A 22,413-nucleotide genomic window follows, 5' to 3' on the forward strand; every position below is an offset into this window, starting at 1 on the left:
CCATGCTGATTGCCGTGCTGATTGTGCTGGTCCTGATCGCGGCCGCCGTGGGCGCTGTGATGCTGGTGTCCTCCCGCCAGAAGACCGCGATCGCGGCAGCCAATCAGGTCGTCCCCGGCGCCCCCACCCGCGCCCCCGCCTCCTGGGCGGGCTCGCACGACCCGGAGCCACGCCTGCACCGCCGCCTGCGCGACGCCATGACGGCCCTGCACACCGCCGATGCTCTCGACGACGGCGCCACCATCGTGCTGCGCGCCGAACTCGAGCAGGCCGCCCTGGCCTGGGACGACCGCCTGGTCGCCATGGCCGCCCTGCCCGCCGCCGCCCGCGGCGACCAGCTGTCGACCGCGACCACGGCGGTGGAATCCATCGAAGCGGCGGTGGCGCAGTATGTTTCGGCCGCCACCCAGCGCACAGCCGCCGACGTGAACGCGGGCTTGACCGCGGCCCGGGCGCAGCTCGAGATCCAGGCCGAGATCCGGAAGTCGCTCGAGGCGGGCTGAGCGGGGGAACCGCTGCGGCCCCCGCGGTGATCGCGCAGACTGTGGGGGCAGAGGTCGTGTCGACAATCGGAGGGGACCATGGCCGCACCGGTGAAGACGCCAGGAAACTCGCCATCCACTCGATCGCGCTGATGGCCGGCGGTGAGCTCGCCGATTTCGAGGCGATCATCCACCCGGAGGCGACCAACCGTGAGGGCTCGGCCGAGCCACCGGCGGCGCGCGGCACCGGCCCGGCCGCCTACTACGCGTCCGCCGAGTGGCTTCGCTCCGCCTACACCGATCTGCGCTGGGACATCCACGAGGTGGTCGTCGATGGCGACCTGGTGGCCCTGCACACCACGATGCACGGCCGCCAGATCGGGACGTTCATCGTCTACGGTCCCGACGCCCAACCGGTGCAGGCCATGCCGTCGCTCGGCAAGACGTTCGCCGTCACCCAGTCGCACTGGATCCGCATCGCCGACGGCAAGATCATCGAACACTGGGCCAGCCGCGACAATCTCGGCCAGGCCACCCAACTCGGCTGGATCCCACCGACTCCCGGTGTAGCCGCGCGCTGGCCGCGGCCCGCAAGGCGGCACAGCGACACTGAGCGAGGAATTCACCCGGTCGGCGAATCCAGTTCCGCCAGTGAGTGAATGACCGTGATCCCGTCGTCCGGGGCGACCGCCGGCCCGCTGCGGACCAGCCAAAAGGCTTGCAGTCCGGCATTTCTGGCGCCCAGCGCGTCCCAATCGTATCGATCGCCGACATACGCCACCTGCTCCGGCGGCAGCCCGAGCATCTCGCATCCCGCGCGGAAGATCGCCGGATCGGGCTTGGCCGCACCGAATTCGTCCGAGCACAGGATGGCGTCCCCGAAGTGGTGCAGCAGCCCGACCGTGCGCAGCTTCCCGGTCTGGTATGGCTGGGAGGCGTTCGACACCACGCCGAGCGCCCTCCGCCCATCGAACCGCTGCAGTACCGGCGCGGCATCGGGGAACGCCGCCCACGCGGAATCCCGGTGTGCCGCATAGCGCGCGAACCACGCGACCGGATCATCGGCCATCACGCCCAGGTGCGCGAGAAATCGCTCGGTCCGCACCCGCTGCTGTCCCCTGAAGGTCAGTTCACCGGTCAGGAACCGCAGGTACTCTTCCTCCTCGATCGCCCGCCACAGCGCCAACGTCGCCTCCGGTGACTCGACGCGATCCAAGAGCTGTTCGGCCGCGAGGTGTCGGAGGAATCCGATCCGCACCGTCGCGGAATAGTCGATGAGCGTGTCATCGACGTCGAACAAGACCCCGCGAATACTCATGTGCGCGTACCGATCACCACGGTCGCCCCCATTTCCTCGCACTCCGCGATCCGCGCCGCCAGCCCGTACTCCCGCATGATCCCGGCGGCGACCGGAGCCTGCTCCTCGCTCTCCTCCACGAGCAGATGCCCACCGGCACAAAGCCATTCGCCGGCTACGGCGGCGATTCGCCGCAGCACGTCCAACCCGTCCACGCCGCCGTCGAGCGCCCGCCGAGGCTCGTGATCGCGGGCCTCGGGCGGCATCCACGCAATGTCACGCGACGGCACATAAGGCGTATTCGCCAGCAGAATGTCCACGCGGCCGCGCAGATCCGCCGGCACGGCATCGAACAGATCGCCCTCCACGACCCGCGCCCCCACCACGCCGAGATTCTCCCGCGCGCAAGCCACCGCCGCCGGTTCGATATCCGTCGCGGTCAATTCGACCCGAGTACCCTCATCCGCCATTTCTTTCGCGAATGCCAAGCCCAGAGCCCCGCAGCCGCAACATATATCGAGCACGACCAGCGTAGAGTCCGCATGAGCGACGGCGGTCTCGGCCAGGCCCGCCAAGGCTCGTGGCCGGACGGGCTGATGCGCATCCGCACCGGCAGCAGCAGCGACGGTGGTGCTGGCAGCAGTGGCGATGCTGTCGTGCGCGATATCAGCGGACTCGGGCGGCCGGATCATGCTACGACCCAGGGCGATGGCCTGTTCGACCAGAAAGCTCGTGCGCTGACGTGGGACGAAGACGCCCGGCGCGACCGCCACCCGAAGGCCGCGAAACTCCGCCCACCCCAGCAGATGTTCCAGCGGGAACCCGGCAATGCGCTGCGTGACAAGCGATTCCAGGTGGCGGGTGTCGGTGGCCGCATCGAGCAGTAGCGCGGCCTCGTCCTCCGCGAACACACACCCGGCCGCGCGGAGCCGCACGACCAGCGTTTCGGTGGCGGAAGGAGTCACCGCGTCATTGTGCACGCCCGGACTGCCGCCCGGTTCGAGCGGGGGTCCGGGCGCGGGGGATCAGCGTTCGGCGGGGAGCCGCAGGGTGCGGATGGTGTCGAGGTAGATGCCGCGCTGGCCGCTGCGCGCGGGCGGCGGCAGCTGCGAGACGAACTGCTCGAGGGAGGTGGTCGCGCCGATGACCGGGATCCCGGCGACGATGAAGTCGGCCACCGCGCGGCGAATGTGGTTGGGGGAGGTCACCACAATGACGCTGGTCGCGCCCGCGTCCTCGAGCATCTGCGCGCCGAAGAGCGCGTTCTGCACGGTCGATTCGGCGCGATGGTCGGCCAGGATGCGGCTGGCTGGAATGCCGTGCCCGATCAGCCAGCCCTGCATGGCCGCCGCCTCGGTGATCCCGTTCTGCGGATTGCCGCCGGTCACCAGGATGGGCGACATGGGTGAGGCAATCGCCTGCAGCCAGGCCGCCTGCATCCGGTTCACCAGCTCGGGCCGCATGGACCCGTCGGGGAGCAGGCCGTAGCCGAGCACCGCGATGCCGGTCTGCGGTCCCGCGATGGCCGGAATCGGATTGGGCAGCGTGCCCACTGCGGCGCCGATGGCCCGGAACAGATTCCGGGTGCCGTCCGCGAGCCGGCCGTCGACGCCGTTGAGGCGGTTCAGCGCCAACTCGCGGGTGATGATGTCGCCGGTGTAGTCCGACCAGATCGCCTGCAGCGCCAGCGCCTGCGCGTCATTCGGTGATTCACTGAGCAATTGGCGCAGGTCGGCCAGCCCGGCCGCCTCGTTGCCGGCGGCGAAATTATCCTGCGCGGAGTTGTACAGCGCCGCGGGGTCCGCGTGCGCCGCGCCGCTGCCGAGGATGGTGAGGGCGGCGACCGCCCCCGCGAGCAGGGTGGAAAGACGCTTGGCGATCTGCACTGCTGTCGACCTTTCGGGGCTGTCACGCATTGCGGTTGCCTGCTATCCATGGAATTAGCTGGCTATTGTCTGTATGCCGAATGGGGACACGATACGACTGACCACCTCGGTTGTCGTGTATTTGCCGGACTGATTTCGGGGTTTTGTGCGAAGTCATGGTGGGAGTGCGCGCGGAGCGTGCCGCAGTACCTACCGGCCCCGGAACACATCGCCCGCCCGGCCGCCGGTGTGCGCGAGGATGGCGCGAGCGGGGCTCGGGATAAGCTGTGCATCCGTGGATACGACTTCGCTCATCGGCAAGGAACTCGCCGCCGCCATCAACGCCGACACCAAGCAGCGCGCCGCCGCCCTCACCGAGCAGGGCGCCGCCCCCCGCCTGGCCCTCGTGATCCCGAACGACGACCCGGCCAGCGCCTGGTACGTGAAGTCCCTCAACCGTGCCGCCGAGCGCAATGGAATCGCTTGCGAGAACGTCGATCTCGGTGTCGACGCCACCGCCGAGGAGATTCGCGCCAAGCTCACCGAGCTGTCGCAGGACCCGTCGGTGGACGCCATCATGCTGCAGACCCCGCTGCCCGAGGGCGTCGGCCTCGACGACGTCAGCTCCGCTATCGCCGCCGAGAAGGATGTGGACGGCGTCAGCCCGCTGTCACTGGGCCTGCTCGCCGCGGGCCGACCGCGGAGCGGCGGAGCGGGCGGCTTCCCGCCCGCCACCTCCGAGGCGGTCGTGGAACTGGCCAAGTTCCACGAGATCCCGCTCGCCGGTCGGCATGTCGCGGTCGTCGGCCGCTCGAATGTGGTCGGCAAGCCCCTGCTTCAGCTGCTGCTCGCCGAGAACGCGACCGTCACCATCGCCCACTCCCGCACGACCGACCTGCCCGCGGTGACCTCGGCCGCCGACGTCGTCGTCGCCGCGGTCGGCCGCGCGGGCCTCATCACCGCCGACCACGTCCGCGAGGGCGCGGTCGTCATCGATGTCGGCACGAACGAGGACGAGAACGGCAACATCACCGGCGACGTGAACGCGGCCTCGGTCACCGGCAAGGCCGCCGCCCTGAGCCCCGTCCCCGGCGGCGTCGGCCCGGTCACCACCGCACTCCTCATGCGCCACGTGGTCCAGGCCGCCGAGAACGGACGCTGACAACAGAGAATCAGGGAGCTCTCAGCGCGGGGAATCGGCGGATTCCCGGCTGAGAGCTCCCTGATCTTGTGCTGACCGGTGCTCTCGGACTCACCAGTGGGTGGTGACGGGGTCGCCGACGGAGACGTTGTCGTAGTACCACTCGGCGTCGGCGGGGGCGAGGTTGATGCAACCGTGGCTGACGTTCGAGTTGCCCTGGGAATCCACGGACCAGGGTGCGGAGTGGACGTAGACGCCACCCCAGGTCAGGCGCTCGGCGAACTCGCCGGTGATCAGGTAGCCCTCCGGATCGCTCAGCGGGATGCCGATGGTCCGGGAGTCGAAGGTGACCGAGCGCTCACGGGACAGCACCGGGAAGGTTCCGACCGGAGTTTCGCGCCCCGGCTTGCCCATCGAGGCGGGCATGGTGTGGGCGACGCCGTCCACCCAGACCGTGAACGTGTGCGCCGACATGTCGGCGTCGGCGCTGGTACCGCCATTGGTCTGGAACTTGATGTGCTCGCGCCCGGCGAGGACCGTGATCGGCGAGCTGGTGGGCAGGAAGTTCGCCGGTTGCCACATCAGCTGCCGGTCGTCGATCCAGGTGAAGTGGCCGGCGAGGGAGTCCTGCGCGCGGACGTCGACGGTGCGTTCGGCGGCGGCGCGATCGGTGACCGCGGCGGCGAACTGGACGGTTACGGGGGCCGCGATGCCCACCACCTGGCCTGAGGCCGGCGTAATGGCTTGGACGGCTGGGAGATTGGGCGTTACGTCGGCCGCACCCGCGGCTCCGGTTCCGAACGCGGCCGCCGCGGCGACGAAGCTTGCGACGAACAGAGAGCGAATCGCTTTCCGCATTCTTCCATCCCTTCGAGAGGGTGTGGGGCAGGGTTTCTCAGACTATGACTCGATCATCAGTCCCATCTGGAAATGTACCCGGTTCGTAACCTTTGTCACGGCGTGGGGGTTATGCGAAGTTCGTATCGCCAGGTAGAGGGGCGAAAAATGACAGTGCCCCGTTCCATAACGGAACGGGGCACAGTGCGGCCGATTCGCGACGGTCAGCGGGTGATGGCCGCGACCACGTCGTTGTGCAGGGCATCGGCGCGGGCGATGACCTCCTCGATCTGCTTCAGCACCGGTGCGAACTCGGCGGCGGCTGTACCGTCCAGCGATGTCACGTTGATGGCGATGTTCAGTTGTGAGCTGGCGGCCGCGGACCGGGCGCAGTCGGCCGCCGCGCCGATGTCGGTCACCACGTTCGGGTTGCCGATGGGCAGCAATTCCGTTGCCAGGGAGACGATTTCGTCTGCCTCGGCCACCACGGCCGTGGGCACCCGGGCGGCCTGCAGGAGCGCGGCGGTGATGGCTTCGCCGCGGGCGGCCTGCTCGGCATCGGACTCCTTGGGCAGCTTGTAGGCCGCGCCGACCGCGGTGAAGGCGGCGGCGTCGGCGTCGGCCAGGGCCAGGGAGCGCTCGCGGGCCACGTCCGCGGCCTCGATGATGCGGTCGATGACCGGGCGATTCTCGGCATCCTTGGCCCGGGTGGTGTAGCGCGCGACCATGGCGACCAGGGCCGCGCCCTGGGCCGCGTGCAGCGCCGCGACCGCGCCGCCGCCGGGGGCGGGCACCTTGGCGGCCAGTTCACCCAGGTACCCCCGCAGTGTCGAATCACCGAAGGTGGTGGTGTCCTGAGTCATGAGGGGTGGCCTCCCTTGGCAGTACGGGGAATTCGGGTGATTTCGCCGCCTACCGTACCGTTCGCGCGGCCGCGCGCGGCAACCCGCCCGCTGTCGGTGTGCCGACCGGTGGGTAAGGTCCCGGACATGCGTATCGGACTGTCGATCAATTACACCGACGGCTTCAAGGAGACCGCCGCCGAGGTCGCCGACCTCGAACGGGCGGGCCTCGACATCGTGTTCGTACCCGAGGCGTATTCGTTCGACGCGGTGAGCGCGCTCGGATACCTGGCCGCGAAGACCGACCGGGTGCAGCTGGCCTCGGGCATCCTGCAGCTCTACACCCGCACGCCCACGCTGACGGCCATGACCGCGGCGGGTCTGGACTACGTCTCCGACGGCCGCTTCATCCTGGGCCTGGGCGCCTCGGGCCCGCAGGTGATCGAGGGCTTCCACGGCGTGAACTACGACGCCCCCATCGGCCGCACCCGTGAGGTGCTCGAGATCTGCCGCAAGGTCTGGAAGCGCGAACGCCTTGAGCACAGCGGCAAGTACTACAACATCCCGCTGCCCGAGGGGCAGGGCACCGGCCTGGGCAAGCCGCTCAAGCTCATCAATCACCCTGTGCGCGAGAACATTCCGGTGCTGCTGGCCGCGCTGGGTCCCAAGAACGTGGAGTTGGCGGCCGAGATCGCCGAGGGCTGGCAGCCCATCTTCTTCCTCCCGGAGAAGGCCGACCTGGTGTGGGGCGACTCGCTGAAAGCCGGTCTGGCCAAGCGCGATCCGGCACGGGGTGACCTCGAGGTGTTCGCCGGTCCCGCGCTGGCCATCGGCGACAATGTGGACAGCTGGCGCGACGGGGTCAAGCCGCACCTGGCCCTCTACATCGGCGGCATGGGCGCCAAGGGCAAGAACTTCTACCACGCGCTGGCCACCAAGTACGGCTACGGCGCCGAGGCCGACCGGATCCAGGAGCTGTACCTGGCCGGCCGCAAGGAAGAGGCCGCCAAGGTGGTTCCGGACGATCTGGTCCGTGACATCAACCTGATCGGTTCGGCCGGATTCGTGAAGGAGCGAATCGCGGCCTTCCGCGAGGCCGGTGTCACCGTGCTGAACGTGGTCCCGATGGCCGGCACCCCGGCCGAGCGCGTGAAGCTGATCGAACAGCTGCGCGAGCTCCTCTGACCGAGCCGTGAACGCCGCGAAGCCGAGTCCGGAACGAACCGGACTCGGCTTCGTCGTTTACGGGCGGGCCTCAGCGGTTTGCGGGCAATGCCCTCAGCGCGGTTTGCGGGCAATGCCCTCAGCGCAGCGCGCTGAGCGCTTCGTCCAGGGTGGAGTGCAGCGAGAACACCTGGTCCAGGCTGGTCATCTTCAACTGGCGGCTGGTGGCGGGCCCGTCGGCCACCACCACGAGGCGGGTGCCCCCGGCGCGCTTGTGGACGCCCACCAGCACCGCCATGCCCGCCGAGGCCAGGAAGCTGACCGCGGACAGGTCGATCACCAGTGCGGCGGGTTTGCCCGCGAGGGCCGCGTCGATCGCGTTCTCGAGGGCGGGGGCGGTCGCCAGATCGACTTCACCGGTCACGGTGAGCACGGTGGCCTCAGCGTGCGGGGTGACCGAGGTGGTCATCGTTTCGGCGAAGGGATAGCCGTCTCCGGAAGTGTTGGTCACGTTTGTTAAATCTGCCATGATCCGTCCGTTCGTGCTGCATCGTCTACCACATCGGTACTGGTTCGGTAGCCGGCGTTGTAGCGAAAACCGCAGCTACCGCACTCTTTCGGAGTCCTCCGAAACCGCCCGCCGAATTTGTGCCGGCGGACCCAGATTCACATGCGCCCGCCCGCCGAAAATGAAACGGCCATCAGTCGCACCGACATCCGCACCCGGGTGCCCGGACCGGAATTGTCGATGTCGAGATCATCGGTGAGCGCACGCATCATGGCGATGCCGCGGCCCCGGTGACCGGGATCCGCGGGCAGCGGCCGCCACACACCGGTATCGGACACCACGATGGTGAGGGTGTCCACGCCACAGTCCGCGTTGAGCCGTACCCGGCCGGGCTCGCTGCCCAGGTACGCGTGCTCGATGCTGTTGCTGCAGGCCTCGTTCGCGGCCGCGACCAGGTCGACCGCCGTGTCGTGCGGCACCGCGGCGGCGGCGAGCCAGGACCGCAGCGCGCGCCGGATGCCGGACAGCTCACGGGCTTCGGCGGGCACGTCCAGGCGCAGCGGCCCGGGCGGCTGCCGGTAGACGACCATGGCCACGTCATCGTCGTAGCCGGCGGCGGGCCGCAGCCGCGACAGCACCGAATCGGCCACCTCGCGCGGCAATTGCCCGGCCACGCGCGACAATTCGTCGGCGAGTTCGACGAAGCGGTCGTCGATGTCGACCCCGCGCTGCTCGACCAGGCCGTCGGTGAACAGGACCAGGGTGGAGCCCGGCGCCATGGCCGTCGTGGCCTCCGGGCGGCGCGGAATATCGAAGGTGGCCAACGGGACTGCGCGACCGCCCTCCAGCAGCCGGCCGCGTTTGCCGGGCTCGGCCAGCACCGGGGGCATGTGCCCGGCATTGGAATAGCGCACCAGCCCGCGCACCGGGTCCAGGATGGCCGCGCACACGGTGGTGCACATGGCTCCCGGAATGCGGGAGGCGACCGTATCCAGTTCGGCCAGCAGCTGGGCCGGGCCCGCACCGCGCAGCAGCAGAGCCCGTGCGGCCGTGCGCAATTGGCCCATCACCACCGCCGCCGAGAGACCACGGCCGACGCAGTCGCCGACCACGACGCCGATGGTGCCGTCCTCGAGCCGGACCACGTCGTACCAGTCGCCCCCGATCTCCAGCGGGGGCAGGGCGGGCTCGTAGTGCACCGAGAAGCGCGGCGGCAATTCGATCGGGCCGAGCATGGCCCGCTGCAGGGTGAGCGAGGTGGAACGGGCCTGGTCGAAGTTGCGCGCCCGCTGCACGGCCAGACTCAGATGCCCCACCAGCAGCGAGAACAGCGCCCAGTCACCGGGTGTGATCACGCGTGGCGCGGCGAAGCGCAGCCACAGCGCCGAGTCGCCGCTCTCGCCGAGCGGCGCCACGATGCCCTCCGAACTCGACGCCCCCTCGGGGATGGCGAACATGGTGCGGCCGGGCTGTAGGCGGGCACGGTCGAGCAGGGCGCGCGCCCGGGCGTCCAGGACGCGCCGGGATTCGCCGCCCTCGGCCGGCTCGGCGTCCCCGCGTCGGCGGATGGGCTGGGTGTCGTGCGGGGCCAGGCCCGCGCCGGTGTACGGATTGTCCTCGGAGACATACAGTTCCGGGCCGGTGTGATGGCTGGGCCAGACCGAGACCACCGCGGCCTCCGCGCCGATAGCGCGCCGCAGTTCCTCCAGGCCGACGGTGAGCACCTCGACCACGCTGGTGGCCGCGCCGACCGCGGTGGCCAGCCGGGAGACCGCCTGGTCGCGGGCCTGGGCGTCGTGCTCGGCGGTGACGTCGCGCAGCGTACCGACGAAAATCCGTTCCCCGTTCTCGGGTTTCACCAGCGAGGACGTCGACACCGCGAGCCACAGCTGCCGCCCGTCTCGGTGGCGGATGGGCATCACGAAGCGGGCCGCGTCGGCGCCCAGATCCGGGTAGCGCGGCGCCTCGGGAACGGTCCAGGGGTGGGGGAGCGGATACGGAATGCCGTCGGGCCCATAGCCGGTGAGCGCGCCGAACGCCGAGTTGACCTCGACCAGCGTGCCCTGCGCGTCGACGACGAAGAAGCCGTCCTGCAGCGACTCCACCAGTGCCGTGCGGAAGGCGTCGCGGCCCGCGAGATCGTCGGCACGCGAACGCTGTTGCTCGTAGCGCCTGGTCCCGTCCAGGAAGCCGCGGGTGGCGACGTCCAGTGCCGCCATGGTCTGCAGCAGGAACTCCAGCGCCGCCTCGGTGCCGTCGGGCGCGGGCCCGAGGCCCTCGAGTTCGAGCAGCCGGAAGTGGTGCTCGGTGAGGTCGAGGATGCTCACGCCCTCGACCAGCGCCCGCCGCCCGAGCTCGTAGCCCTCGGCCAGGGTGTTCTGATTGGGGGCGCGCAGGTGCAGCCGGAGCGCGGCGGCGTACGCCTCGCGAAACGCGGCCAGTACCGCACTCACGCCCTGCTCCATGGCCATGAGCGGAGGCCCTGCGTGGTTACGCAAGCTTCCGCCTCCGGGCCTGGACCGCTCATGCCGGATTCTCGCTCATGGCTTCACACTCGGAATGGGTTGGGACGGATGGGATTGCCCGCGATGGCGGGCCGCGAGCACGAGCGCGTCGTCGGTGTCCTTGGCGTGGCGGGCCAGGATCTCGGCGGTGATCTCCGTGGTCGGTTTGGACAGGTCGACGGCGTCGGCGAAACTGCTGGTGATGCCGTCGGTGGACATGAGCAGCAGGTCGCCGGGGCGCACGGCCACGGTCTGCGGCTGCAGGTTCGGCGGCAGCAGGTAGCCGACGATGCCGCCCGAGAGCAGGGCCGTGGCGCGGATGGCCGGCTTGCCGGGAGCCGCTGCGACGATGCGGGATTCGACATTGCCGACGCCCAGCCAGTGCACGCGGTCGCGAGAGTCGAACAGCGCCAGCGAGACCGCCGCGCCGCGGGTGTCGGACATGGCACGATGGCACAGCAGCAGCAGCACGTCCAGTGGCTCGGCGCGGTTCTCGGCCAGCACCTGCGCAGCCCGATCGGACGCGTCGGCCGCCGCCGCACCATGGCCGAGACCGTCCAGTACGGCGAAGAGCACCGAGCCCCCGCCCGCGTCGAGCACGACCGACCGGTCGCCCGAAACCCGTTGCCCGGGCAGTGCGCGACCGGCGACGGCCCATTCGACCGCGCCGACGAAACCGTCCTCACGCACCGGTGGGCACCCACTTCCACATTTCGACGAGGGTGCCGTGTCCCGGCCTGGAATTGATGACCATGCCGTCCATCAGCCGCTTGGCGCCCGGAAGGCCCAGTCCCAGACCGCGTCCGGTGGAGAAGCCGTCCTCCATCGCGCGCGGAATGTCGGGAATGCCGGGCCCATTGTCCTTGGCCTGCACCACCATCGAGCGCCGGCCGTCGCGATCCTGCACGGCCAGCCGGATCTCCCCGGTGCCCGCGTAGCTCGTGATATTGCGCGCCACTTCGGAAATGGCGGTTGCGATCATGGTGCGATCGGAGAGCGAGAAGCCGAGTTTGGCAGCCAACTCCAGCCCCGCTTGCCGAGCGGTCACGATGTCGTTCGACACGTTCACCGCGATCACCACGTCGTCAGCGGCCACGGTCACGACCGTCTCGCTGGCCTCGACCCTGCGTCTTCTTGTTCAGCCAGGACAGGCCCTCCTCGAGGTCCAGCGCGGTGTGCATGTCCTCGAACGTGAGCCCCAATTGCACCATGGCGAAAGCGACTTCGGGCTGCAGGCCCACAATGACCGTTTCCGCGCCCCGCAGCTTGGTCATGTGGGCGATGGTACGCAGCGATCTGGCGGCAAAGGAGTCCATTACGTCGATTGCGGTGACATCGACGATGATGCCCTGGGCTCGGTATCTGCTGACGTAGGTCATCAGATCGTCTTGCAGGCGTTCGGTATCCGCGTCGGTGAGCGCTGACTGCACCGACGCAATGAGATAGGTGCCCTGCTTCAGAATGGGTACCGGCATCTGCCCCGCCTGATTACCGTCCGTCGCGATCGGTGACGCGCGACACCTCGTAGCCGAGCAGCCGCTCCGCTTCCTCGATGCCGCCCTGGAGGTCACCGACGGCATTCATCTTCGACAGATCCAGGCCGATGGTCACCAGGGTAAGCGCGATCTCCGACGACAGGCCGGTAATGATGACATTCGCGCCCATGAGGCCCGACGCGTCGACCGTCTGCACCAGGTGGTTGGCGACCGTGGAGTCGATCGCGGGCACACCGGTGATATCGATGACGACGACCTTGGCGCGGTTGGCGCGAATGGCGCGCAGCAGCTGCTCGGTGAGCTGACGCGCGCGCTGGGAGTCCAGCACGCCGATGATGGGGAGGATCAGCAGCTGCTCACGCACCTGGAGAACGGGAGTGGACAGCTCGCGAATCGCCTCCTGCTGCTGGCGGATTACGCGCTCGCGCTCCTGCACGAAGGACACGGCCACGGTGTTGGCGATGCGGTTCGCGGCCGGTTCGTAGGCGTCGAGCACCAGCTTCAGCAGTTCGAAGTCGGACTGGTACTTCTCGAAGAGGCTGCGCGCCAGCACGTCTCGCAGCAGGAGCACGATGCCGACGACCTCGTCGGTCTCGACTCCTCTGGGGATGATGCGCTCGGACAGGTCCCGCGCATAGGCCTGCAGGGCTTCGACGCTACCGGTCTCGAGCACCTCGACGTAGTTGTCGTAGACGGAGGTGGCCTCGGAGAAGATTTCCTCGGGCGTCATGGCGGTGAGCAGCTGGGCATCGGTGATGCGACGGGCCCACTCCTCGCGCAGTTCGGTGCGGTTCTGCCGCAGGTGCTCGACGAGCTGCGGAAGCAGGTTGTCGACGGAACCTGCGGGCAGCGAATCCGCCGAGAGACCGATGGACACGTCGGACATGAAAACTCCTGCCCCTTTCGCTAAGGCCAGGTCGGGTGCTCACTTCTACGACCGATAACGGGTCGTGTGCTCGGTGCCGACCGCCGTCGGAAGCCGATGCCGAGCCTAGTCTTACCCAGTACCCGATGGGTGCCAAACCAAACGCTGGTGGGCTGGGAATTCGGGGTCAGGTGTGCTCGTCGCGGGTTTCCGGTCTGCGGTGATGGGCCAGCAGTGTGTCGTAGATATCGGCGAGCGCCGTGAGCTGGCCACGATCGAGCACATCCACCATGTGACGCCGCACACTCTCGACATGCCAGGGTGCGGCGGAATCGAGCACCTCCGCGCCTTTTTCGGTGAGGACCGCGGCGGTGCGGCGGGCGTCGTCGGGAATGGATTCGCGGGCGACCAGGCCGCGCTTCTCCATCCGGGTGATCTGATGCGAGAGCCGGCTTTGCGACCACTCCAGCACAGCCGCGAGTTCGGCGAAGCTGCGCCGGTGGTCCGGGGCGTCGGCGAGCCGGGCCAGCACGGTGTATTCCACGTAGGTCAGGTTGGATTCGCGCAGCGAATCGCGTCCGACCGCGGCGGCGATGAGGTCGCGGGTGAACACGAATCCCAGCCAGGCGCGCATCTCGACATCATCGAGCCAGCGGGGTTCGGCCACAGTTCCACTCCCGGGTTCCGGTGTCATGCTAAATCCTCCCCGCCGCCGACAAGCGCATCATGCACAGGTAACACCCGCTCGGTTGAAGGTGCAACATGTACCTGTTCGCGGCATCCTGTTGCGGATTGCGGTGTCCTCGACCACGACCCATGGTGCCCGTTGCCGCGCCGCGCGCAGCACCGAATGCAATTGGAAACGAGCGAAGATGGCCGGGCCTGGTCATCGGCGCGCACGCGCGGGTCGGTACAGTCACTCTGCTTGAACCGTCGGCTGACCAGCCCCAGCCCTGCTCGAGGAGTCCGATTCGTGACCGCGCCTGATTTCCTGTACTCGGATCTGCTGCCCATCGGTACGGACGAGACGCCGTACCGGCTGCTCACCACCGAGGGCGTGAGCACGTTCGAGGCGGGCGGGCGGACCTTCCTGCAGGTCGAGCCCGAGGTGCTGCGCATGCTCACCGCTGAGGCGATGCACGACATCAGCCACTACCTGCGGCCGGCGCACCTGGCACAGCTGCGCAAGATCATCGACGACCCGGAGTCCAGCGGCAACGACCGGTTCGTCGCGCTGGATCTGCTGAAGAACGTCAATATCTCCGCGGGCGGCATCCTGCCCATGTGCCAGGACACCGGCACCGCGATCGTGATGGGCAAGAAGTCCGAGGGCGTGCTCACCGGAGCCGATGACGCGGAATGGATTTCGCGCGGTGTGTTCGATGCGTACACCAAGCTGAACCTGCGCTACTCGCAGCTCGCCCCGATCACCATGTGGGACGAGAAGAACACCGGCAACAACCTGCCCGCGCAGATCGAGTTGTACTCCAACGCAGGCGATCCCGCGCACCCGTCGTACAAGTTCCTGTACATGGCCAAGGGTGGCGGGTCGGCCAACAAGTCGTTCCTGTACCAGGAGACGAAGGCGATCCTGAACCCGGACCGCATGCTGGAGTTCCTGGACGAGAAGATCCGCTCGCTGGGTACCGCCGCCTGCCCGCCGTATCACCTGGCGGTCGTGATCGGCGGCACCTCGGCCGAATTCGCTCTGAAGACGGCCAAGTACGCCTCGGCGCACTACCTGGACAACATGCCGACCGAGGGTTCGATGGCTGCGCACGGCTTCCGCGACCTCGAGCTGGAGGAGCAGGTCTTCAAGCTGACTCAGTCCTTCGGCATCGGTGCACAGTTCGGCGGCAAGTACTTCTGCCACGACGTGCGTGTGATCCGCCTGCCGCGCCACGGCGCGTCCTGCCCGGTCGCCATCGCGGTGTCCTGCTCGGCCGACCGCCAGGCGCTGGCCAAGATCACCCCCGAGGGCGTGTTCCTCGAGCAGCTGGAACGTGAACCGGCGCAGTACCTTCCGGAGCAGACCGACGCCATCCTCGGCGGCGATGTCGTCAAGATCGACCTCAACCGGCCGATGTCGGAGATCCGCGACGAGCTGTCGAAGTACCCGGTGAAGACTCGGCTCTCACTGACCGGTCCGCTGGTGGTGGCGCGCGACATCGCGCACGCCAAGATCAAGGAGCGCCTGGACGCGGGCGAGCCGATGCCGCAGTACATGCGCGACATGGCCGTCTACTACGCCGGTCCCGCCAAGACCCCCGACGGCTACGCCTCGGGTTCCTTCGGCCCCACCACCGCCGGTCGCATGGACTCCTACGTCGACCAGTTCCAGGCGGCAGGCGGCTCGCACGTCATGCTCGCCAAGGGCAACCGCTCCGCGCAGGTCACCAAGGCGTGCAAGGAGCACGGCGGCTTCTACCTCGGGTCGATCGGCGGTCCCGCCGCGCGACTCGCGCTGGACTGCATCAAGTCCGTGGAGGTCCTCGAATACCCTGAGCTCGGCATGGAAGCCGTGTGGAAGATCGAGGTCGAGGACTTCCCCGCCTTCATCGTCGTCGACGACAAGGGCAACGACTTCTTCGCCGAGACCTCGAAGCCGATCGCCCTGCGCGTGCGCGAGCGGTCCAAGGAACGCGTCTGACGCCAGGAGGCATGCGAATGCGGAGGGCCCACCGGATCGAACCCCGGCACCACCCCGATCCGGGGCCTTCCGCCCGGCGTCGCGGCGGCCGCTACACGGTCCTCGCGCTGCTCGCCGGGGCCGGAATGCTCGGGGGCGCACTGCCTTTCGCCCATGCCGAACCGGCGCGTCCCGCCGTGACCAACGGACCGATCGCCACCCCGGTCACGAGCGAAACCGACGGCCTGGACCCGTGGCTGGCGCTGGCCTACAAGTTCGCGCTCGCCGACGCGCAGGGGCAGGGGGTGCCGCTGTGGATCGTCTCCGGCTACCGCACCCCCGCGGAGCAGGAAGCCCTGTGGGAGGACGGAATTCGCACCTACGGCAGCCCCGACGCCGCGCGCCGCTGGGTGCTGCCGCCCAGTGAATCCACCCACGTCACAGGCCGGGCCATCGACGTCGGCCCGCGCCAGGGCGCGGAGTGGCTGGAAGCGAACGGCAACCGCTGGGGCCTGTGCCGCATGTACGACAACGAGTGGTGGCACTTCGAACTGGCCACCCTCCCGGGCTTCGCCTGCCCCGCCCGCCTGCCCGACGCGAGCAGCCGGTGACCGTGACCGTCGAGCCAGGAGACAAGTGGATGGGTGTGCAGAGCGCTGCCCTGTCGACCGCCCGGCGGCGACCGCCGGGTTCCCGCAGAGCGGCCGCCGTGGCCGTCCTGGCGAGCGCCGGTCTGATGGGCGGTTCACTCACCGCGGCACACGCTGCCGCCCAGCAGCTTTCGGACGCGGCACCCGCCGGCGAGGGCCTGCCCGCAGCGAAGGACATCGCCACGGGCACCGACGGCCTGGACCCCCGCCTGGCCACCGCCTACAACGCCGCAGCCACCGAAGCCCACAATGCCGGCGTCTCCCTCTGGATCACCTCCGGCTACCGCACTCCCGCCGAACAGGAAGCCCTGTGGGAGGACGGCCTCCAGACCTACGGCAGCCCCGAGGCCGCGCGCCGCTGGGTGCTTCCCCCGAACGAATCCACCCACGTCACAGGCGAAGCCATCGATGTAGGCCCCCGCGAGGGCGCACAGTGGCTGGAGGACAACGGCTCCCACTGGGGCCTGTGCCGCATGTACGACAACGAGTGGTGGCACTACGAATTGGCCACCACCCCCGACGGCCCTTGCCCGGCCCGCCTCCCCGACGCCAGCGACCGCTGACCCGCTCTCCCCGGGAGACTCTGGGCGGCACAGCAATCCGCACTGATGGTGGAGGTGTCCTCCGCGTCGAGCGCAGTCCCGGAGTCTCCACCGGGGCTCACCGGGCGACAGTGGGTGCTGCCGCTCGCGGCGATGAAGACAGCCTCGTACAGTCCCGCAGCCGGCATGGCAGGCGCCGCGATGAGCAGTGCCGAGGGCCCGTCCGGAATTCGCGGGGACCGCAGCATAGACGCGGTTCGGGTGTCACCCAGCAGCTATAGATTGCAGTAATCGATTGGATCGATATCAAGTCTTGGACACTATAGCTACAGCTCGGGCAGGGTAGAGCAGGTCGGCCCACCTGGGTCGTCGCCCTCGGAGAGGAGTTCCCATGCCGAACCTCGCAGCCGGCCTCGGACGGTTCCAGCGCGATGTCTTCCCGGCCAAGGCCGGGCTGTTCGCCCGCCTCGCCGGTGACCACCGGCCGGGCGCGCTGTTCATCGGCTGCTCCGATGCCCGCGTGGTGCCGGAACTGATCACGTCTGCCGAGGCCGGGGAACTCTTCGTCATCCGCACCGCCGGCAACCTGGTGCCGCCGCACACCCCGGGCGCGGCGGACGGTGTGGTGGCGAGCATCGAGTACGCGGTGGGTGTCCTCGGTGTCACCGACATCGTGGTGTGCGGGCACTCGGCCTGCGGCGCCATGACCGCGCTGTCCGAGGGGCAGGACCTCTCGACGCTGCCCGCGGTCGCGGGCTGGCTGGGGCACGCCGACGCCGCCCGGGCGCTGGTCGATCCCGACATCACCGGTGCCGCAGCGGTTTCCGCGCTGGTTCGTCACAATGTGGTGGCACAGCTGGCCAACCTCGCCACCCATCCCGCGGTGGCACGGGCGCTGTCCCGGCGGACCCTCACCCTGCACGGCTGGGTGTACGACATCGGCACCGGCCGCGTCGAGGCGCTCGGTGCCGGGGGCGAGTTCAGCGCTCTCGCAGCCTGATTCCCGTTTTCCCTCCGAATTCCGATCTCCGATTTCGCGTCCGCGAAACGGTTTCCCGAAAGGAGGCACCGCCATGGTGCACGCACAGTTCGATCCGACCGCCCGCGAGGCGCTGGCCGATGCCGCCGTCGCCGCCAAGATCGCCAAGGACCTGACCTGGCAGCAGATCGCCGACGCGGCCGGCCTGTCGGTTGCCTTCACCACCGCCGCGGTGCTGGGCCAGCACCCGCTGCCGGAGAAGTCCGCGCTTGCGGTGGCCGAACTGCTCGAGCTCGACGACGACGCCGCCCGGCTGCTGCAGACCATCCCGCTGCGCGGCTCGATTCCCGGTGGCGTGCCGACCGATCCGACCATCTACCGCTTCTACGAGATGCTGCAGGTCTACGGCACCACGCTGAAGGCCCTGGTGCACGAGCAGTTCGGTGACGGCATCATCTCGGCCATCAACTTCAAGCTCGACGTCAAGAAGGTCGCCGACCCCGAGGGCGGCGAGCGCGCGGTCATCACGCTGGATGGAAAGTACCTGCCCACCAAGCCGTTCTGACGCCCGGTCGCCCGGAGATGACCTGAATGTCCGGAATCGGAAGCTGATCGGTCATGTCCGGGCACCTGGCGGTTCAACTGGTGACCGTACCGTCGCGGCTGGAGGATCACGGCGGACGGAGATGTGATGCTGGAACCGCGACTTCGGACCATGTGGCTGGCCAATGCGGCGAGCGGGGCGGCGGCCGTCGCCGTGCGCACGCCGCGCCCGGTGTTCGCTGCCCAGGCGCGGCGGGCGCAGCGCGAGGCCGTGGTGGCCTCGGATCTGGAAGTCGTTACGGTGACCGATCATTCGGCCGTCATCACCTGGACGACCCGGACGCGGAACCGGGCCGGGCGGCTGCGGCCCGCGCCCGCCGACACCGAGCTGCGCATCGCTCCCGCCGACGGGCGCGGCGTGGCCCGTGTCCAGGTGTTCGAGGGCATGCGAACGCCGTACCACTACGCCGAGATCCGGGATCTGGAACCGGGGCGGGCCTATCGATTCGAGGCGTACTCCGACGGGCAGCGTGCGGTGCCCGCCCGGACGCTGGTGACGCGACGGTCCGGAACCCCCGAATCCACCGGTATTTTCACCACCTTGACGCCACCGCCGGGGCGGCTGCTGCGGACCCTCGCCCTGGCCAACGACCTGCACTACGGTGAACCGGCCAGTGGCCTGTTCGCGGGACTCTTCGAAGGCCTGCGGCACGGTACCGACGAGTATCCGGAGTTCATGCTGCAGGCCATGCTGGAGGATCTGCGCCTCCCGGATCGCGGGGCGGACCATCTGGTGGTTGCGGGCGATCTGACCGATTCGGGGACGGCCGAGCAGTCGAGCGGAGTCCGGGACAGTCTGGACCAATGGGGCAATCTGGGCCGGGATTACTTCGTGTGCAGGGGAAATCACGATGTCCGGCCACCGGAGGAGACCGACCACTGGGGTGCGGTGTTCCATGCCCGGGACCGCCTCGTCGAATACTTCGTGGGCGGCCTGCGGCTCATCGGGCTCGACACCACCCGGGCGCGCGGCGCCGGCGGCACCCTCGACCCGGTGCAGCTGGCCCACCTGCGCGAACTGTTGCGCGGCGAACCCGACCGGCCGACTCTGATCTTCGGTCACCACCCGGTGACCAGGCATGCGGCGGTGAGCAATCCGGGCGGGCCCGGTTTCGTGCTGGACCGGTTCAACGCGGCCGCGCTGCACGCCCTCTACGCCACCGCGCCCGGGGTGTTCCTGCACCACAGCGGCCACACGCACCGGAATCGGCTGAGCCGCCCCGATTCCGGGATCGGCGTGGAATTCCTCGAAGTGGGCGCGGTCAAGGAATACCCGGGCGGGTACACCCTGGTGCGGGTCTACGAGGGTGGCTACATGGTGAACTTCTGCAAGACCCGGTCCGAGGCGGCGCGGCGGTGGAGCACGCGTACCCGCAGCCAGTACCTGGGCATGCACCCCGATCACGCACTGGGCAGTTTTGTCGATCGCAATCATGTCGTCCGGCGTGATTTCTCCGGCCTGCGCGCGGAGACCTCGGCGAGTTGACCAGGGACACACCGGTTGACGCACCGGTAGGTCCGGTCAATACGCCCACAATGCCCGTGCTGTTCGGCATACTGCCGATGCGAGTGCGCGCCACCCCCACCTGGACGAGCTACCCAGGCCCGATCGGACGTCGCGATGTCCCTTCGTTCACCGCTGCGCGCGTGCCGCGGGTTCGGCATCCTGGGTTCGGCGCTTCTCTAGCAACGGAGGCATGGTGGGCAGGCAGGGCAGGCAGTACCGTACGAATCACGGCACACTCCGGCACCAGCGCCCACCCGTTCGCGTAGCCGGGCGCCCCGCCGACCCTGTCCGAGATGACGTATTCGCCGCCGGCTGGCTGGTTTTCGAACTGCCCACCGCGGTGCTGCTGGCCATCTTCGTCGGCACCGGCTGGCTCGGCTATCTCCAGCACACGGGCACCCCGGCCCAGCCACGCTCGGCGGTGGTGGTGCCCGCCGATACCGCCCGGCCGGGCACTCACTGAGTCTCGGTACGAGACCCGGCGTCAGTTCGATACCGGCCCGGCCGTTTCGGGGAACGGGCTCGGCGTCCGCACGCGTCCGCGTCCCTCACCGCGCAGCAGCAGGAGCGCTGTCACGGCCGCGAGGGCCGGCAGCACCGCACACAGCTGGTAGCCGAGACGGAATCCGCTCGCCAGGGCTGCGTCGATGGTGTGACCGCTGCCGCGCAAGCGATCCGACCGGTCGCTCGCGGCCGCGGCGATCACCGCGAGACCGATTGCGCCGCCGAGTGTCCGGGTCACATTCACCAGCCCGGACGCGATGCCGTGCTGCGCGGACGGCACACCGGTGACCGCGGCCACCGTGATCGGGACGAAGGTCAGTGCGAAACCGGACGCCACGACCAGCGATGGCAGGATCACCGCACGCGTCGCGTCGCCGGCGGTCGCGGTGTGCGCCAGCAGCAGCATGCCCGCCGCACCGAGCAGCCCGCCCGCGGCGATACTGCCCCGGAAACCGATGTAGCGCACCATGAGCGGGCCCGAGCCCGCGCACACCAGCAACAGCAGGCTGAACGGCACGAGGGCCAGCCCGGTGCCGACGGCATTGCGGCCGAGTGTCTGCTGCAGCTGCAGCGACAGCAGATAGAACAGGGCGTAGATGGCCCCGGAGATCAGGAACTGGGCCAGGTTCGCCGCCGCCACCGTGCGCACGGCGAACAGCCGCACCGGGATCAGGGGATGGGCGGCGAGGCGCGCCTCGTGGAGGACGAAATACGCCAGCAGCAGCGCGGCGAGGACGAGCGGAACCAGCGCGTCCGGCGAATTCCCGCCGCGCACACCGATCTGCGTCACCCCGTAGACGAGCAGCCCGGCGGCACAGGTGGATACGATCGCGCCCACCACGTCGAACCGGCCCCGCGCGGCGGGCGCGGACGCCGGGACGAACCGCAGCACCGCCGCGATGACCACACCGCAGATCACCGGATTGACGGCGAAGATCCAGCGCCAGCCGGGCCCGTCCACCAGCAGCCCGCCGGCCACGAAACCCAGTGATCCGCTGACCGCCGTGGCCGCACCCCACACGGTCACCGCGACCGTGCGGGGCCTGCCCTCGGGAAAGAGGGTGGCCAGCAGTGCCAGGGTCATCGGCGATACGAATCCGGCCGCCACCCCTTGCACGCCGCGCGCCGCCACGAACTCGCCCGCACCGCCGGCCAGCGCGCACGCCAGCGAGGCGAGCGCGAATACCGCGGTGCCGTACGCGAATACTCGCCGATGGCCGAGCAGGTCACCGAGGCGGCCGCCGAGCAGCAGGCAGCCGCCGAAGCAGACGGTGTAGCCGGTGATCACCCAGTGCAGGGTGGCCGCGGAAAAGCTCAGTCCGGCGCGCAGCGCGGGCAGGGCCACATTGACGACGGTGATGTCGATGGTCTCGAGCAATTGGGCCAGGCACAGTGCGGCGAGCGCCACGAGCAGGCCGGGCGTCCAGGCGAATTCGATGTCGCGGCCGGTTGCCGCGGGAGCAGTCTTGCGCATGGCGTCACCGTGCCGGTTAATGTGCACATGAATGCAAGCGCTCTGACCATCGGCGAGCTGGCCGCACGGTTCGGGATCCCGGCGCATGTGCTGCGGTATTGGGAGAGCGAGGGTCTGATCTCGCCGCGTCGGCAGGCCGGGCAGCGTCGCTACGGTCCCGGCGAGGTGCGCCGGATCGCACTCATCCTGCTGGCGCGGGAGGCGGGATTCGGTGTGCGGCAGCTCCAGACACTGCTGTCGACCCCGGATCCCATGGCGCACGCCGATCTGCTGCGTGAGTACGTCCACACGCTCGAGCACCGCATCGAGCACGCCCGGACCACCAAGGAGCTCATCGAGCACGCGCTGGAGTGCCCCAGGGCCTTTCAGGACTGTCTGCACGCCCAGGAGCGGATTGCGTCCCGCATTCCGGACGGATTGCTGTCAGGGCCGGATTAGTCCGGAAAACGACGCCACCCCGGTGCCGCTGGCTGCGGGTCACCGGGGTGCTGGCGGGCGGATCGGCCGAAGCTGGTGCAGCGGCG

General features: G+C 69.2%; 25 protein-coding genes. 12 read left to right on the top strand and 13 right to left on the bottom strand.

Going from position 1 to position 22,413, the window contains the following annotated elements:
* Positions 1-2 precede the first annotated feature (2 nt).
* Both ACIRRA_RS25985 and ACIRRA_RS25990 read left to right on the top strand, forming a co-directional pair.
* Positions 3-503 (top strand): hypothetical protein, encoded by a 501-nt coding sequence (locus tag ACIRRA_RS25985; RefSeq protein ID WP_356996508.1) that lies wholly within the window; start codon positions 3-5, stop codon positions 501-503.
* 56 nt (positions 504-559) lie between these two features.
* The gene (locus ACIRRA_RS25990; protein WP_402772971.1) at positions 560-1,141 is read left to right on the top strand and encodes an ester cyclase; all 582 of its coding nucleotides are present in this window, start codon (positions 560-562) and stop codon (positions 1,139-1,141) included.
* Here ACIRRA_RS25990 and ACIRRA_RS25995 read toward each other — a convergent pair.
* From ACIRRA_RS25995 to ACIRRA_RS26005, 3 genes are all read right to left on the bottom strand, one after another.
* Complete coding sequence (locus ACIRRA_RS25995; protein ID WP_402772974.1) at positions 1,105-1,800, bottom strand: HAD family hydrolase; 696 nt, start codon at positions 1,798-1,800, stop codon at positions 1,105-1,107. The genes ACIRRA_RS25990 and ACIRRA_RS25995 overlap by 37 nt on opposite strands.
* Positions 1,797-2,690, bottom strand: a complete 894-nt coding sequence (locus tag ACIRRA_RS26000) for a methyltransferase (protein ID WP_402772977.1) — start codon at positions 2,688-2,690, stop codon at positions 1,797-1,799. Before ACIRRA_RS26000 ends, ACIRRA_RS25995 begins: the two co-directional genes overlap by 4 nt.
* Before the next feature lie 114 nt (positions 2,691-2,804).
* Positions 2,805-3,665, bottom strand: coding sequence for a YdcF family protein (locus tag ACIRRA_RS26005; protein ID WP_402772979.1), 861 nt, complete (start codon positions 3,663-3,665; stop codon positions 2,805-2,807).
* Positions 3,666-3,939: 274 nt separating this feature from the next.
* On the opposite strand from ACIRRA_RS26005, the gene ACIRRA_RS26010 reads away from it, so the two are divergent.
* Complete coding sequence (locus ACIRRA_RS26010; protein WP_402772982.1) at positions 3,940-4,806, top strand: bifunctional 5,10-methylenetetrahydrofolate dehydrogenase/5,10-methenyltetrahydrofolate cyclohydrolase; 867 nt, start codon at positions 3,940-3,942, stop codon at positions 4,804-4,806.
* Between the two features lie 90 nt (positions 4,807-4,896).
* On the opposite strand, the gene ACIRRA_RS26015 is transcribed toward ACIRRA_RS26010, so the two are convergent.
* Together ACIRRA_RS26015 and ACIRRA_RS26020 are read right to left on the bottom strand one after the other, a co-directional pair.
* Entirely contained in the window at positions 4,897-5,643 is a 747-nt protein-coding gene (locus ACIRRA_RS26015; RefSeq protein WP_402772985.1) for a L,D-transpeptidase, read from the bottom strand.
* A gap of 203 nt (positions 5,644-5,846) precedes the next feature.
* Positions 5,847-6,485, bottom strand: a complete 639-nt coding sequence (locus ACIRRA_RS26020) for a cyclodeaminase/cyclohydrolase family protein (RefSeq protein WP_402772988.1) — start codon at positions 6,483-6,485, stop codon at positions 5,847-5,849.
* 126 nt (positions 6,486-6,611) lie between these two features.
* Here ACIRRA_RS26020 and ACIRRA_RS26025 point away from each other — a divergent pair, with 126 nt between their 5' ends.
* Entirely contained in the window at positions 6,612-7,649 is a 1,038-nt protein-coding gene (locus ACIRRA_RS26025) for an LLM class F420-dependent oxidoreductase (protein WP_356996516.1), read from the top strand.
* A gap of 118 nt (positions 7,650-7,767) precedes the next feature.
* On the opposite strand, the gene ACIRRA_RS26030 is transcribed toward ACIRRA_RS26025, so the two are convergent.
* From ACIRRA_RS26030 to ACIRRA_RS26060, 7 genes are all read right to left on the bottom strand, one after another.
* Positions 7,768-8,097 (bottom strand): STAS domain-containing protein, encoded by a 330-nt coding sequence (locus tag ACIRRA_RS26030; RefSeq protein WP_356996858.1) that lies wholly within the window; start codon positions 8,095-8,097, stop codon positions 7,768-7,770.
* Positions 8,098-8,294: 197 nt separating this feature from the next.
* The gene (locus ACIRRA_RS26035; RefSeq protein ID WP_402772991.1) at positions 8,295-10,589 is read right to left on the bottom strand and encodes a SpoIIE family protein phosphatase; all 2,295 of its coding nucleotides are present in this window, start codon (positions 10,587-10,589) and stop codon (positions 8,295-8,297) included.
* Between the two features lie 87 nt (positions 10,590-10,676).
* Complete coding sequence (locus ACIRRA_RS26040) at positions 10,677-11,330, bottom strand: SpoIIE family protein phosphatase (RefSeq protein ID WP_402772994.1); 654 nt, start codon at positions 11,328-11,330, stop codon at positions 10,677-10,679.
* On the bottom strand, positions 11,323-11,736 hold the full coding sequence (locus ACIRRA_RS26045) for an ATP-binding protein (RefSeq protein ID WP_356996859.1): 414 nt from the start codon (positions 11,734-11,736) through the stop codon (positions 11,323-11,325). Before ACIRRA_RS26045 ends, ACIRRA_RS26040 begins: the two co-directional genes overlap by 8 nt.
* Positions 11,726-12,115 (bottom strand): STAS domain-containing protein, encoded by a 390-nt coding sequence (locus tag ACIRRA_RS26050; RefSeq protein ID WP_402772997.1) that lies wholly within the window; start codon positions 12,113-12,115, stop codon positions 11,726-11,728. The genes ACIRRA_RS26045 and ACIRRA_RS26050 overlap by 11 nt, the downstream gene beginning before the upstream one ends.
* Positions 12,116-12,128: 13 nt before the next feature.
* Positions 12,129-13,022 carry an STAS domain-containing protein gene (locus tag ACIRRA_RS26055; protein WP_354832015.1) on the bottom strand — a complete coding sequence of 298 codons (894 nt, stop codon included), beginning with the start codon at positions 13,020-13,022 and terminating at the stop codon, positions 12,129-12,131.
* A 166-nt stretch (positions 13,023-13,188) separates the two neighbouring features.
* A complete protein-coding gene (locus ACIRRA_RS26060) occupies positions 13,189-13,695 on the bottom strand; it encodes a MarR family winged helix-turn-helix transcriptional regulator (RefSeq protein WP_402773000.1) in 507 nt (168 codons plus the stop codon).
* Between the two features lie 279 nt (positions 13,696-13,974).
* Between ACIRRA_RS26060 and ACIRRA_RS26065 the strand changes: the two genes are divergently transcribed.
* The 7 genes from ACIRRA_RS26065 to ACIRRA_RS26095 all read left to right on the top strand — a co-directional run bounded on the left by ACIRRA_RS26065 (position 13,975) and on the right by ACIRRA_RS26095 (position 20,374).
* Positions 13,975-15,651 carry a fumarate hydratase gene (locus tag ACIRRA_RS26065; protein ID WP_402773003.1) on the top strand — a complete coding sequence of 559 codons (1,677 nt, stop codon included), beginning with the start codon at positions 13,975-13,977 and terminating at the stop codon, positions 15,649-15,651.
* 125 nt (positions 15,652-15,776) lie between these two features.
* On the top strand, positions 15,777-16,241 hold the full coding sequence (locus ACIRRA_RS26070) for a M15 family metallopeptidase (protein ID WP_402773337.1): 465 nt from the start codon (positions 15,777-15,779) through the stop codon (positions 16,239-16,241).
* A gap of 29 nt (positions 16,242-16,270) precedes the next feature.
* On the top strand, positions 16,271-16,843 hold the full coding sequence (locus ACIRRA_RS26075; RefSeq protein ID WP_402773006.1) for a M15 family metallopeptidase: 573 nt from the start codon (positions 16,271-16,273) through the stop codon (positions 16,841-16,843).
* 370 nt (positions 16,844-17,213) lie between these two features.
* Positions 17,214-17,822, top strand: coding sequence for a carbonic anhydrase (locus ACIRRA_RS26080; protein WP_402773009.1), 609 nt, complete (start codon positions 17,214-17,216; stop codon positions 17,820-17,822).
* A 73-nt stretch (positions 17,823-17,895) separates the two neighbouring features.
* The gene (cynS, locus tag ACIRRA_RS26085) at positions 17,896-18,366 is read left to right on the top strand and encodes a cyanase (RefSeq protein WP_356996524.1); all 471 of its coding nucleotides are present in this window, start codon (positions 17,896-17,898) and stop codon (positions 18,364-18,366) included.
* A gap of 126 nt (positions 18,367-18,492) precedes the next feature.
* The gene (locus tag ACIRRA_RS26090) at positions 18,493-19,890 is read left to right on the top strand and encodes a metallophosphoesterase family protein (protein ID WP_402773012.1); all 1,398 of its coding nucleotides are present in this window, start codon (positions 18,493-18,495) and stop codon (positions 19,888-19,890) included.
* Positions 19,891-20,101: 211 nt separating this feature from the next.
* Positions 20,102-20,374, top strand: coding sequence for a hypothetical protein (locus tag ACIRRA_RS26095; RefSeq protein WP_402773015.1), 273 nt, complete (start codon positions 20,102-20,104; stop codon positions 20,372-20,374).
* Between the two features lie 21 nt (positions 20,375-20,395).
* On the opposite strand, the gene ACIRRA_RS26100 is transcribed toward ACIRRA_RS26095, so the two are convergent.
* On the bottom strand, positions 20,396-21,889 hold the full coding sequence (locus tag ACIRRA_RS26100) for an MFS transporter (RefSeq protein ID WP_402773018.1): 1,494 nt from the start codon (positions 21,887-21,889) through the stop codon (positions 20,396-20,398).
* Between the two features lie 27 nt (positions 21,890-21,916).
* Here ACIRRA_RS26100 and ACIRRA_RS26105 point away from each other — a divergent pair, with 27 nt between their 5' ends.
* Positions 21,917-22,327: a MerR family transcriptional regulator gene (locus tag ACIRRA_RS26105; protein ID WP_402773021.1), complete on the top strand. Its 411-nt coding sequence runs from the start codon at positions 21,917-21,919 to the stop codon at positions 22,325-22,327.
* Positions 22,328-22,413 lie beyond the last annotated feature (86 nt).

Source organism: Nocardia sp. NPDC101769 (genome assembly GCF_044766925.1).
In the GTDB taxonomy this organism is placed as follows: domain Bacteria; phylum Actinomycetota; class Actinomycetes; order Mycobacteriales; family Mycobacteriaceae; genus Nocardia.

Bases quoted from the DNA above. Each gene is read 5' to 3' on its own strand.
- ACIRRA_RS25985 (WP_356996508.1), top strand. From the start codon at position 3: ATGCTGATTGCCGTGCTGATTGTGCTGGTCCTGATCGCGGCCGCCGTG.
- ACIRRA_RS25995 (WP_402772974.1), bottom strand. From the start codon at position 1,800: ATGAGTATTCGCGGGGTCTTGTTCGACGTCGATGACACGCTCATCGAC.
- ACIRRA_RS26015 (WP_402772985.1), bottom strand. From the start codon at position 5,643: ATGCGGAAAGCGATTCGCTCTCTGTTCGTCGCAAGCTTCGTCGCCGCG.
- ACIRRA_RS26020 (WP_402772988.1), bottom strand. From the start codon at position 6,485: ATGACTCAGGACACCACCACCTTCGGTGATTCGACACTGCGGGGGTAC.
- ACIRRA_RS26025 (WP_356996516.1), top strand. From the start codon at position 6,612: ATGCGTATCGGACTGTCGATCAATTACACCGACGGCTTCAAGGAGACC.
- ACIRRA_RS26030 (WP_356996858.1), bottom strand. From the start codon at position 8,097: ATGACCACCTCGGTCACCCCGCACGCTGAGGCCACCGTGCTCACCGTG.
- ACIRRA_RS26050 (WP_402772997.1), bottom strand. From the start codon at position 12,115: ATGCCGGTACCCATTCTGAAGCAGGGCACCTATCTCATTGCGTCGGTG.
- ACIRRA_RS26055 (WP_354832015.1), bottom strand. From the start codon at position 13,022: ATGTCCGACGTGTCCATCGGTCTCTCGGCGGATTCGCTGCCCGCAGGT.
- ACIRRA_RS26060 (WP_402773000.1), bottom strand. From the start codon at position 13,695: ATGACACCGGAACCCGGGAGTGGAACTGTGGCCGAACCCCGCTGGCTC.
- ACIRRA_RS26070 (WP_402773337.1), top strand. From the start codon at position 15,777: ATGCTCGGGGGCGCACTGCCTTTCGCCCATGCCGAACCGGCGCGTCCC.
- ACIRRA_RS26075 (WP_402773006.1), top strand. From the start codon at position 16,271: ATGGGTGTGCAGAGCGCTGCCCTGTCGACCGCCCGGCGGCGACCGCCG.
- ACIRRA_RS26080 (WP_402773009.1), top strand. From the start codon at position 17,214: ATGCCGAACCTCGCAGCCGGCCTCGGACGGTTCCAGCGCGATGTCTTC.
- cynS (WP_356996524.1), top strand. From the start codon at position 17,896: ATGGTGCACGCACAGTTCGATCCGACCGCCCGCGAGGCGCTGGCCGAT.
- ACIRRA_RS26090 (WP_402773012.1), top strand. From the start codon at position 18,493: ATGCTGGAACCGCGACTTCGGACCATGTGGCTGGCCAATGCGGCGAGC.
- ACIRRA_RS26095 (WP_402773015.1), top strand. From the start codon at position 20,102: ATGGTGGGCAGGCAGGGCAGGCAGTACCGTACGAATCACGGCACACTC.
- ACIRRA_RS26100 (WP_402773018.1), bottom strand. From the start codon at position 21,889: ATGCGCAAGACTGCTCCCGCGGCAACCGGCCGCGACATCGAATTCGCC.
- ACIRRA_RS26105 (WP_402773021.1), top strand. From the start codon at position 21,917: ATGAATGCAAGCGCTCTGACCATCGGCGAGCTGGCCGCACGGTTCGGG.